This is a genomic window from uncultured Lacinutrix sp., from assembly GCF_947500325.1.
GTDB lineage: Bacteria > Bacteroidota > Bacteroidia > Flavobacteriales > Flavobacteriaceae > Lacinutrix.
The window spans coordinates 386,389-398,896 of the sequence record NZ_CANMRQ010000001.1 but is presented as its reverse complement, the minus strand read 5'-3'; the positions used below and the strand labels follow the sequence as shown (position 1 = coordinate 398,896).

Genomic DNA, 12,508 nt, shown 5'->3' with positions numbered 1-12,508 from the left:
GAATGGAAACTTTAGTTAATAAAAATAATTTCATTATACAACAACCCCAATTAGTATATTCTAAAAGCTATGAAATAGAAATTACTCAAAAAATAATATCTGAATCAGATGTAAACGAAAACATAACCTCATATAATGTAAAAAAAAGTCTTATCAAAAAGGACGCTTTTGGGTTTCTGTATTCTTTAGATATAACAAAAAGAAAACAAAGCAATCAAGAAGGTTTAAGAGGAATGGAATACTATTTGTCTCTTTTTCAAAAGAAAATTATTTTATATGTAGATGAACTAGGTCAGTTTAAATCTATAGTCAATTTAAAAGAAATAGAAGAACAATGGATAACATCTCGCTCCGACTTCAAAAAAAGATTTAAAAAAACGCCTAATATTAGTGAAATAATAGAAAGATTAAATCTCTTATTTAGTGATATGGAAAGTTTTATCAAAGTATTCAATCAGTCTGAATTAGTTAGCCTTCTATTTCCTCCAGTATATACAGAGTTTCTTACAACAGAATCATATTTAATACAACAGAAAAATTACGAAGATTTTTTTGGAGCAATCAGTTTACCATTATTAATAAAAACAGAAATAATTAAACTACCAACTAAGGATAATAAAGCTTTAAAAATGTCGAGACAAGGACATATTAATAAATCCCTTTTTAAAGAAGATGAAATAAAGCAATTTTTTAGAAATCACTATCAAAAATATAATTTAATTGTAGATTTTGATATTAACTATATAGAATTACTCGATTTAGATTCTAAATATGTCATTGATTATGCAATGCAAATATTTAGCGTAAAAATTGGAGGTGTTTATTTGTTCGAACAATTTTCAAAAGTAATCACAGTAAAAGAATAGATTATGAGTGAAAAAAAATGTGTTCCAAAGAACGTAAACTTATTATGTGATAAATGTCCTAAACCTTCTCCTTTCATAATAAAAAACCCAAATACGACTATCCATGGCATGGATTTAGGGACTGAAAAAGACAACGTTTTCGGTACAAATTTTCAAAGTTTTGGAGCTTGCTCTGCTAATGGAGGAACAGCATGCACTCCAAGTGTTAAAGAATGGACAAACCTAGCTCCAGATGTAACTTGTGCTGGTGGTAAATTATTAACTCACAAAAGTAAATTACCTTGCACTACAGGATCTGGAGGAGAAATTAGCATTGTTCTCGAAGCTCCAACACCAGAAACTCCTAATGCCTTTCAGAAAATGAAAAGTAATATGAACGGCCTAGTAAATAAAGTAACTGCACCATATAATGATGCAAAGCAAGCTTTAGGTGATTCTTTATCTAGCGCTAAGGAGTCTCTTGGTAATGCTATTGGTGGTGCTGTAGATTCTGTTAAAAAAACAGCTCAAGAAGCTCATATAGCTTTAGGTGACGGCATTGGAGCCGTTGTAGATGGAGTTAAAGATGCATCTGATGATATAGAAAATTTCGCCGAGGATCGTTTTGGTGTTGGTAATGAAGCTAGAGCTTTGATGGATGTAAATAAAGGCATTGCAACTATTGGGCTAGGTGCATTAGAAGGATCTGCAGCTTTAGTAACTGGAGCAAAAGATCTTGTTGTTGGAGTTGGTGGACATTTATGGGGTTATACTCAAGATTTCTCTGGAGCCGCATCAAAAGATATTGACACTGTAGTCTCAGCATCTGGAGCAATATATAGAAGAACAAGAATAAATGCTGTTTTAAACCCAGAAGATTATGCTGCTGCACAAGCAAGTGATAAAGCATTTATAAAAGCTCAAGGAGAAGGCATTAAAAAGTGGTATAATAACCTTACTGCTTCAGATGTACAAAAGCTAATTGGTAGAGGCGGATTTGAAGTTGCATTCACCTTACTTTCAGGAGGCTCAAGCCAGATTGCTAATGTTACACAAAAAGTAAATACAGTAAAAAACTCGGTAAGAACAACTGAAAACACTCTTCAAATGAGTTCAGATGCAGCTAATGCTGCAAAATTAGCAAAAAATAAAGATGGAGATGTAACAATAAATACACCTGATGATCCTCCACCACCAAAAGACAAAAATGGAGATAATAATCAACCTAAGGATAATGACGGGACTTCCTGCAGAGCAGATGGCTCGCAGGTCTGTAAAAATGATCCTGTAAATGTAGTTACGGGTGCAATGTTCTATTCCGGTATAGATTTCGAAATCCCAGGTATAATACCAATAAAATGGGAACGTGTTTGGTATTCAGACTCTAAATATAAAGGCCCTTTAGGATCAGGATTTCATCATAGTTATAATTTACATTTAAAAGAAAACACAACCACTATATTATTAAGACTTCCTGATGGAAGAGGAACCTTTTTTCCAAAACTTTCAAAAGAAAAGAACACCCATTATAACCGACAAGAAAAATTAAAACTTACGTATTTAAATAACGGTAATTATGAACTTTTTAATTATAACAATCAACTCACTTATAGTTTTGAAAAATACAACACTATTTTTAGATTGAAAAAAATATTTAATTCAGATTTAGCTAGTATAAAATTTGATTATAATGGGAATTTACTTATTAAAATTATTGATACTTTAGGTAAAGTAATTAATATTAACTCTAACAAAAATAATTTAATATCAAACATAACTATTTCTAACAAAGACGAAAAAAAAGAATTAGTTACTTACACTTACGATAACTCAAAAAATCTTGTTGGCATAACAGATATAATGGGGAAAACACTACAAATGCGATATAAAAATCATTTAATGATTTCTAAAACAGATCGTAACGGGCAAACGTTTTTTTGGAAATATGATGGCATTACTATTGGCTCTAAGTGTATATACACCAGTGGAGATAATGGTGTTATGGAAGGTTTTTTTGAATACTTCCAAGATTATACAATTTATCAGAATAAACCACATGGAAAAAGTACATTCTATCATAACAATGGACTAGGAATAAAAGAAATTGACGCATTAGGAGGAATACAAATAAAAGAATATAACGAGCAAGAGGAATTAATTAAAGAAATTGATGAAGAAGGGCTTGAGACCTCTTATAATTATGATGATTATGGAAATCTAACAGAAATTAGACTTCCAGATGGAGCCACCTATGAATACACTTATGATGAATTAGGAAGAGCTGTTATTGCAAATAACCCTGAAGGAGGAACAGTAGTTAAATCCTATAAAAATAATAAATTAGATTGTGTTATTCAACCAGATGGTAGCATGACTACTTTTCAATACAATTCAAAAGGGTTACCTATTAAGGTTTTCGATAATTTAGACAATGAAACATTTCTTAGTTATGATAAAGATTGTAATCTAATAGCAATGAAACTTCCAGATGGCACTATATCTAAATGGGAGTATAATCAATGGGGGCAATGTATTGCTGCAATAAACCCAGAAAATCACAGACAACAGTTTTCTTACGATGCCTTAGGTAGAGTCACTAATGTCAACTTACCTGATAAAAACAAAATCCAACTTAAATATAATAATTATAATGAAGTTATTGAAGCTATAGATAAACAACGTACCGTAAAATTTAAATATACAGCACTTGGAAATCTTTTAGTTAGAGAAGAGAATGGTGTAAAAGTACGCTTTGGATACAATTCTGAAGAAGAATTAATATCTATTGTAAACGAGCATGACGAATTCTATCGTTTTACTAGAGATCTAAAAGGTAATATAATTAAAGAAGAAGGTTTTGATGGAATAACAAGACAATTTCAAAGAGATAAAGCTGGAAAAGTTATTAAAATAGAACGACCTAATGAAAAATATAGCCTTTATGAGTATGATTTAGGAGGTCGTATTTCTAGAATTGAACATCAAGACGGTACATGGGCGACATACAATTACAATAAAGATGGCTTGCTAATTGAAGCCATTAATTCTAACAGTCATGTAAAACTTATTCGTGATGAAGCAGGAAGAATTACAGCTGAGAACCAAGACGGACATATTGTAAATAGTCAATATGGAGAATTAGGATTACGTACAAACATTAAAAGTAGTTTAGGCGCAGATATTCGTTTTAATCACTCAGATTTAGGACAAGTAATTTCAATGTATGCAAAAACAAACAATAGTGAAGAATGGCAAGCACAATTTAAATACAATAGCTTAGGACAAGAAACTGAAAGATCTTTGCCTGGTAACACAAACAGTAATTGGCAATATGATAGCGCTGGTAGACCAACACGACACAAAATAAAAGGAAATAACAAAGAACATCGCGACAAACAATATAATTGGGATATTAATGATAAACTACGATCAATTGTAGATACAATTAATACAGGTTCGGTAAATTTTGGATATAATGTATTTAATAGTCTGGCATGGGCTAACTATGAGAATGACTCTTATGATTATAAATTGCCTGACGAAGTAGGGAATCTATATCGTACAAAAGATAAAAAAGATCAAGAATATACTAAAAGCGGAAAATTATTACGCTCTGGTAATACATATTTTGACTATGATACAGAAGGTAATTTAACTCAAAAAAGAACGCCTAAAGGTACCTGGTATTATTTCTGGGAAGCGTCTGGTATGTTACAAAAAATACTTCGACCAGATTATACAGAGGTTTCATTTGAGTATGATGCTCTTGGACGTCGTACTTCTAAAATAGTAAATCACAAATCCAAAATAAACACAGTACCTGATAAAGAATCAACAATTGCTCGCTTCGTTTGGGATGGTAATGTACCTCTTCATGAATGGAATTATAATTTAAAAGAACGTCCAAAAACTATTATCAATAATAATGGGCACTTAAGTCTGGACAAAAAAGAACCTATTAGCTCAAATTTAATTACTTGGATTTTCGATCAAAATACATTTAAACCTGCTGCAAAAATTGTAAATGGTGAATATTACTCAATAATTACAGATTATCTAGGTACTCCTGTAGAAATGTATAATAATGAAGGTAAAAAAACATGGCAGGTAGAATATGATATTTATGGTAAAATTAGAAAACAGATAAAAGGAAATCCCGATGACTGCCCTTTTAGATACCAAGGACAATATGAAGATATAGAAACAGGTTTGTATTATAATAGGTTTAGATATTATTCTCCTGAAGAAGGTATTTATATATCACAGGATCCAATTCGTTTAGCTGGAAACAATCCAAATATATATGCTTACACACATGATTCTAATTGCTGGCTTGATCCATTTGGCTTAGCACCAGGAAAAAAAAGACCTCCAAATGGTTGGAATTATGGCAATATGCCAAAGATAGATGGGTTCCAATTGCATCATGTAATTCCAAAATCATTAAATGACCATAAAACATTAAAAATTATTGGATATAATATTAACAAGCTCGATAACTTAATTTATCTTCCAGAAGAGATTGATGCCTATGGGGACAGATCTGCTCACAAAGGTTGGACTGGCGATCATGCTAAGTATAATAAATTAATGAAAAGCAAGCTTGATAGATTAGCTATAGAAGGAGAGAAAAATAATTGGACTAAAGAGCAGTATAAAAATGAGGTCGATAAACTAAGGTTAGAAACAAGACAAGGTTTAAGAAATGGCACAATAAAATGTAGATAATTAACTCTAAAGCTTAATTAAAATGTATTACGAATTATATGAAAAATATAAAAGGAGTCTATATTTCTTTTTTGATGAATCAAAATCTGAAATTAGTTGGCTCAATTTCTTTAAAGGAGTTAGTATTGATTCACCAAAGATTCTTTATTATAATGTTGATATAATTGATTCTTATATAGTAGAATATGATTTTCTTCCTGTATCATCTGGACCTCCTTTGGTTAGTGAAAAATTCAGAAATACTTTTATTGAACTAGAAAATGAACAGCTACAATTTATTCCTGCAAAAATAATTGATAAAGAAGGTAATATTAACGACATGTTTTATTCATTAAATATCTTAAACCTGATTGAATGCTTAGATAAAAAGAAATCCGTTTTCAAAATAAATTCTTATGAAAGTTATGAAATTAAAAAACTTTATATTGATTCAAAACTCATAAAAAACAACCTCGACATTATACGTTTAAAAGAAGATGAATTAAGAATTATTATTAATGAAAATTTCAAGAAAAAGAGTGAAATCGCTAAGCTTAAAGGAATGAGTTTTGTTGAAGAAGGTTATTCTATTTATACAAATCTATAGAACTTATATTTAAAAAAGTAAAATGAAAACCTACTACAACGATTCACCCAGAAAAGTAACTTTCGAAAGTAAGTCGATAAGTTTATCTAATGCTAAGGATTACTTTCTAGCATTATCAGACCATAAAAAATCATATATTGGGTTTATTGATGTGTATTATGAAGTCATAATCTTCAATTTCCACAAAAGAAACAAATGGCTGGTTGAACATTTAGTGGTTCCAAACACATTACATCGTCAACGCTATGCTACAAATGAAGACTGTATAAAATTAATAGAAAAAGTATATCAAGAATATGATATTTCAACCTTTAAAGGTTTCGAAGACGTCCCAATAGGAGAATTTACACTTGATGAAATCTTAGCCTTCAAACAGGAAGACGAGATGTTACTTCGTGAAGAAGATTCAACCCAAATAGCAATTCCAAAATCCAAACCAACTCCCAAAAAGAAAAAAGCCAAAACGTCAATACAAATGGGAGAAACTCTTAATGTAAAAACAACAAAACCAGAAACTATTATAAAAGAAGCAACAAAAAAAATAATTAAAGATAAGCCTGTAGATAATAACAGTTTCTTTCAATTATAATACTTTACATTTCAAAACCTATTTTTATAGGTAATCCTTATCTTTGCGCAATCTAATCCTGCAGTTTTTTAAACCTGTAGGCATAAGTAAATAATATAAAATTATGCCACATTTTGTTATAGATTGTTCTGAGACTATATTAAAACTTAATACTCCCGAAAGCACACTTAAAATTGTACATGATGTAGCTGTTAATAGTGATTTGTTTGATGAAGCAGATATTAAAGTAAGATTAAACCCTTTTAAAGAAAATTATAGTGTTGGTGGAAAAAAAGATGATTTCATTCATGTTTTTGCTAATATTATGGAAGGAAGGACAACTACTCAAAAAGCTATGCTTTCTAAGCAAATTATTAGTCAGCTTAAAATCGTATTTCCATCAATAGAATTTATTGCTATTAATATTAGAGATTTCGAAAAGGCAACGTATTGCAATAAATCTATGATTTAATAAAAGATGAAAGACAAATTCTTCAATTACATACACGAATTACAAGATACTATTACCTCAGCTTTTGAAGTTATAGACGGCAAAGCCAAATTCCAAGAAGACATCTGGAAAAGACCTGAAGGTGGCGGCGGACGCACACGAATAATACAAGATGGAAATATCATCGAGAAAGGTGGTGTAAATATTTCTGGTGTACATGGTAAATTACCAGATACCATGCAAAAATACTTTGGTGTTGAAGACGCAGACTTTTTTGCTTGTGGCCTAAGCTTAGTTATCCATCCTAAAAGTCCAATGATTCCAACAGTTCATGCAAATTGGAGATATTTCGAAATGTATGACAAAGATGGAAATATTGTAGATCAATGGTTTGGCGGTGGACAAGACTTAACACCGTATTACCTGTTCGATGAAGATGCTAAACATTTTCATCAAACCTGTAAAACAGCCTGTGATAAACACAATCAAGAATTTTACCCTAAATACAAAGCACGTTGCGATGAATATTTTTATAATGCGCATAGAAACGAAGGTCGTGGAGTTGGTGGTTTATTCTTTGATTATTGTAAAGCTTCAGAAGAGATGACTATGGAAAACTGGTATAATTTCGTTACCGAAGTTGGCAATAGTTTTCTTGAAGCCTATATTCCTATAATAGAAAAAAGAAAAGAGTTAAACTATACCGAAGCACAACGTAAATGGCAAGAAATTCGTCGTGGCCGTTATGTAGAATTTAATTTAGTACATGATAAAGGCACGCTTTTCGGTTTAAAAACAAACGGAAGAATAGAAAGCATCTTAATGAGTTTACCACCACATGTACAATGGGTTTACGATCATAATCCAGAAGCAGGAAGTGAAGAAGAACGATTAATTAAAGTCTTAAAAGAGCCTTTAGAATGGGTTTAAAAGCATAAAATGGAATGTTACTGCGGAAGTTTAAAAGCGTATACTAACTGTTGTGAAAAAGTGCACAAAGACATTACTCAAGCATTAACAGCAGAACAATTAATGCGTTCTAGATATAGTGCATTTGTAGTGGCTAATGGCGATTATTTAATGAAAAGTCATCATTCAACAACACGTAAAATAAAAGAGAAAAAAAGCATTGTTATATGGGCTAAATCTGTACAATGGATAAAGTTAGAAGTATTAGAAAAAACTAAAGGCTTAGAGAACGATACAGAAGGCACAGTAACATTTAATGCTTATTTTTACGACCATGGAAAAGTAGATATTATACATGAAAAATCTGCTTTTTTAAAAGAAGGTAATCACTGGAAATACTTAGGGCTAAGTAAATAAAAAAAATAAAACTGAAGATTTAGAATATGTGGAAACTTATTAAACGCGTAGGTTTAATTATAAACTGGAAAACACTCTTAATTACTGGATTAGCAATTGCTTCAACTGCAATATGTTTACACTTTCATATTAAAGCAGACTTCCCATTAACCTTAATAGGCACGGCGATAGTGTTTCCTATTGTATTTTCTATTGGTGGTGCATACAAACGACGAGAAGTCGCTTTAGATGAATATGGTTCTATAAAAGCACACGGGCGAGCTTTATACTTTGCAGTCTCAGACTGGCTGGAAAATCCGCCACAAGAATTAAAAACAGAGTTAAAAGAGCACCTGGCAAGTTTGTTAAACTCTTGTAAACAAATTTTCACACATCCTGTTAGTGAGTTAGAGAATAATGAAAAGGAAGTCTACGATAGTTTTAAAAAACTATCTTTATTTGTAAAAGAAATGCGTAGACACGGCTTACCGTCTGGTGAAGCTTCACGATCAAATCAGTTTTTAAGTAAAATGATGATTTCTTTTGAACGCATAAAACACATATATCAATATAGAACACCACGTACACTTCGTACTTATAGTGATATTTTTATTGTGATTTTACCAATAATATATGGCCCACATTTTGCCCATAATGTTACAAATTACAACTTTGGACTCCATTTTGCGGTTCCAATTATGTTTAGTGTTATTTTAGTGGCATTAGATAATATACAATCGCATCTAGAAAACCCATTTGACCAACAAGGTGAAGATGATGTATATATAAATGTAGAGAAGTTTATTAGAAATTTAGAATAGAAACTTATGTATCCCATTAGAAGAAACCGTAGACTTAGAACAAACGAAGCAATTAGAAGCTTAGTTAGAGAAACTATAATTTCTCCTAACGATTTTTTAGTACCTCTTTTTGTAGTTGAAGGTAAAGGTGTGAAAGAAGAAATTGCTTCAATGCCTAATTATTATCGTTTTAGTTTAGATTTGTTAGAAGGTGAAGTAAAATCACTTTGGTCACTAGGTTTAAAATCAGTTTTATTATTTGTAAAAGTCCCAGACAATTTAAAAGATAATAAAGGTACCGAAGCTATAAACACTAATGGATTAATGCAACGCGCTATAAAAGCGGTTAAAAACGTTTGTCCAGACATGTTAGTTATGACGGATGTCGCTCTAGACCCATATTCTTCATATGGCCACGATGGCATTATTGAAAACGGCAAAATTATAAACGATGACACGGTTGAAGTTTTAGCAGAAATGAGTCTATCTCATGCACAAGCTGGCGCTAATTTTGTTGCACCAAGTGATATGATGGATGGCCGTATTTTAGCAATAAGAGAAACCCTAGAAGATGAAGGTTATACAGACACTGGCATTATGAGTTATAGTGCAAAATATGCGTCTGCTTTTTATGGTCCTTTTCGTGATGCTCTAGATTCTGCTCCTGCTGCTATAAAAGATATTCCTAAGGATAAAAAAACGTATCAGATGGATTATTCAAATCGTTTTGAAGCCATTCGTGAAACCGAAATGGATATCGATGAAGGTGCAGATATTGTAATGGTAAAACCTGGCTTATGCTATTTAGATATTGTTCGTGAAATTAAAAATGAAGTAGATGTACCAGTAGCTGTATATCAAGTTTCTGGAGAATACTCTATGTTAAAAGCTGCCGCCGAAAAAGGTTGGTTAGATCACGATGCCGTGATGATGGAACAAATTACAGCAATAAAACGAGCTGGAGCAGATGTCATTGCTTCTTATTTTGCTAAAGATGTAGTGAAATTGCTTTCTTAATAATGAAGCGTATACTACTTTTATTTTCTCTAATCTTACTCTCTGGAATTTGCTTATTTGTTTTAATTCTAAAAATAGAAAATACAAGAAACATATGTGGCACTATAAGTCCTCAACCATTTTGTGGTACAGTTGGGCCAAAATCTGAAGAAGCTTCTATAGGCAAGGCCATTTTTAACACTAATTGTGCAGCTTGTCACAAATTAGATAAAAGAATGACTGGACCTGCATTAAGAAATATTGCTCAAAAATACGATTCTACTACAATCAAAAATTATATAATTGGAAACAAAAAACTTATAGCAACTAAGAACTATAATTCTAAATGTCTTAACTTTCCTTTTTTAACTGAAAAAGAAATTTCAAATTTGATTTCATATACCAATTGATTGATAGTCTCTTAATAAATTAGTAACACAATTCCTCTTTTTTCAATTAATTCTATACGTTAACAGAAATTAAAACCTTTCTCTTAGCACCTACAAATCATACACTCTACTTTCTATTAAGGTTAACGCTAGGTTAACCATGTACATTTTTGGTTTTAATTCAATTCTTCCTTCTAAATTTGTATCATCAATCATTAAAAATCAAAACATCATGAGAACTTTAAACAACAATTTAATTACAGAAAGACATCAAAACACAAAATCACATCACTGGAATTCAAGAAGGCGATATAGATTAATTAAGTAAAAAGAACTTATCAATTCATCAATCAACCAATCACCGAAATGAGCATAATGTCTTTTTATGACATTGTGCTCATTTTATTAAAATGATTCTTAATTTTAAGATCTGTACATTATCCAAATGAAGAAAAAAATCAACTTATTAATCATTACTTCCATATTAGGATTAATTGCTTTATCTATTATTCAAGGTTACTTAATTAACAACACTTATAAATTAAAAAAAGAAGCCTTTATTACAGATACTCGAAGATCCATTTCCCAGCTTGATGATTTTTCTCCAGCATTAGATTCTTTATCAGATATTTGGCAGGATAACTTTTTAAATAGAATAGCAGATTACAAAGTTAATTTAGCAACAAAAACAGATGTACTTAATGGTCTTGAAATGGTTATCGATTCTATTAATGAAACCTATAGAATTGAGTATCAAAAAGAGTTAGTAAAAAACAATATTCCTTACGGTATTAAGTTTCATAAAAAGGTTAAAGCCATCATTTTATTAGACTCTACTAGAAATGACACTCTTTTTGATATTAATAAAACACCTAAACGCATTGTTTTAGGTGATCCAATAATAGATGAAAAGGCAATTGGAGTAAGTACAACACTTTGGCAAACAGACCATACTTCTAGCCGAGTAGTTAATGGAGAAACGCAAGATGTTCTCTTTTATTTAATGTTTCAAACTCAAGATGAAATGGACATTGATGGATGGAAAAAAATTGTTTTTAAACAAATGTTTGGCTTACTTCTTCTCTCTTTAATTATTTTTTCAATAGTCATAGGCTTACTGTATTATTCAATAAGAAGTCTAATTACTCAAAAGAAAATTGCAGACATAAAAACAGATTTCGTTAATAATATCACACACGAACTTAAGACTCCATTAGCAACTCTAACTTTAGCAACTAAAATGCTTAAAAAAGAAGAAGTCAAGAAAAAACCTCAACTGGTAGAAAATACAGTAAACACTATTGAACGTCAAAATAAACGGTTACAAAAATTAATAGATCAAGTATTGAATAATAGCTTGGGTTATAATGAAATTAAACTTAATCTAGAAACTGTAAATATTAAAAACTACATCAATACTATTTTAGATGACTTTCTATTATCTATAAAATCAAAAAACATAACTATAAACAGAAAGTTTTTAGAATCAAAGAATACTATAAATCTTGATAAATTTTACTTTACAACTGCGTTATTAAATATTCTTGAAAATGCTGTAAAATATTCAGGCGATGAAGTTATTATAAACTGTGAAGTTAAAAGTATAAATACATTAAAAATCTCAATACAAGACAATGGAATTGGTATTTTAGATAAAGAAAAAAAACAAGTATTTGATAAATTCTATCGTGCCGGCAATAAAGAAATTCACAATGTAAAAGGTTTAGGTTTGGGGCTATATTATACTAGTCAGATTATTAAGGCTCACCATGGAAATATAGTAGTAGAAAGTAAAGAAAACAGTGGTTCTAATTTCATTTTAACTATTCCTTTTAATTAA

11 protein-coding genes are annotated in these 12,508 nt (G+C 30.7%); all 11 read left to right on the top strand.

Annotated features, from left to right (window positions below):
- Nucleotides 1-2 precede the first annotated feature (2 nt).
- The 11 genes from Q0997_RS01870 to Q0997_RS01820 all read left to right on the top strand — a co-directional run bounded on the left by Q0997_RS01870 (nucleotide 3) and on the right by Q0997_RS01820 (nucleotide 12,508).
- On the top strand, nucleotides 3-866 hold the full coding sequence (locus Q0997_RS01870; protein ID WP_299883874.1) for a hypothetical protein: 864 nt from the start codon (nucleotides 3-5) through the stop codon (nucleotides 864-866).
- Nucleotides 867-869: 3 nt separating this feature from the next.
- Nucleotides 870-5,573: a DUF6531 domain-containing protein gene (locus tag Q0997_RS01865; protein ID WP_299883872.1), complete on the top strand. Its 4,704-nt coding sequence runs from the start codon at nucleotides 870-872 to the stop codon at nucleotides 5,571-5,573.
- A 22-nt stretch (nucleotides 5,574-5,595) separates the two neighbouring features.
- Nucleotides 5,596-6,159 carry a DUF1629 domain-containing protein gene (locus Q0997_RS01860; protein ID WP_299883870.1) on the top strand — a complete coding sequence of 188 codons (564 nt, stop codon included), beginning with the start codon at nucleotides 5,596-5,598 and terminating at the stop codon, nucleotides 6,157-6,159.
- Between the two features lie 22 nt (nucleotides 6,160-6,181).
- Entirely contained in the window at nucleotides 6,182-6,748 is a 567-nt protein-coding gene (locus Q0997_RS01855; protein WP_299883868.1) for a hypothetical protein, read from the top strand.
- A 103-nt stretch (nucleotides 6,749-6,851) separates the two neighbouring features.
- The gene (locus Q0997_RS01850; RefSeq protein ID WP_299883866.1) at nucleotides 6,852-7,199 is read left to right on the top strand and encodes a 5-carboxymethyl-2-hydroxymuconate Delta-isomerase; all 348 of its coding nucleotides are present in this window, start codon (nucleotides 6,852-6,854) and stop codon (nucleotides 7,197-7,199) included.
- A 6-nt stretch (nucleotides 7,200-7,205) separates the two neighbouring features.
- Nucleotides 7,206-8,108, top strand: coding sequence for an oxygen-dependent coproporphyrinogen oxidase (gene hemF / locus Q0997_RS01845; protein WP_299883864.1), 903 nt, complete (start codon nucleotides 7,206-7,208; stop codon nucleotides 8,106-8,108).
- 9 nt (nucleotides 8,109-8,117) lie between these two features.
- A complete protein-coding gene (locus Q0997_RS01840) occupies nucleotides 8,118-8,504 on the top strand; it encodes a YchJ family metal-binding protein (protein WP_299883862.1) in 387 nt (128 codons plus the stop codon).
- Between the two features lie 26 nt (nucleotides 8,505-8,530).
- Nucleotides 8,531-9,304, top strand: a complete 774-nt coding sequence (locus Q0997_RS01835) for a hypothetical protein (RefSeq protein ID WP_299883861.1) — start codon at nucleotides 8,531-8,533, stop codon at nucleotides 9,302-9,304.
- Between the two features lie 6 nt (nucleotides 9,305-9,310).
- Complete coding sequence (gene hemB / locus Q0997_RS01830; protein WP_299883859.1) at nucleotides 9,311-10,300, top strand: porphobilinogen synthase; 990 nt, start codon at nucleotides 9,311-9,313, stop codon at nucleotides 10,298-10,300.
- A gap of 2 nt (nucleotides 10,301-10,302) precedes the next feature.
- Nucleotides 10,303-10,689 (top strand): cytochrome c, encoded by a 387-nt coding sequence (locus tag Q0997_RS01825; RefSeq protein ID WP_299883856.1) that lies wholly within the window; start codon nucleotides 10,303-10,305, stop codon nucleotides 10,687-10,689.
- 424 nt (nucleotides 10,690-11,113) lie between these two features.
- Nucleotides 11,114-12,508, top strand: coding sequence for a HAMP domain-containing sensor histidine kinase (locus Q0997_RS01820; protein WP_299883855.1), 1,395 nt, complete (start codon nucleotides 11,114-11,116; stop codon nucleotides 12,506-12,508).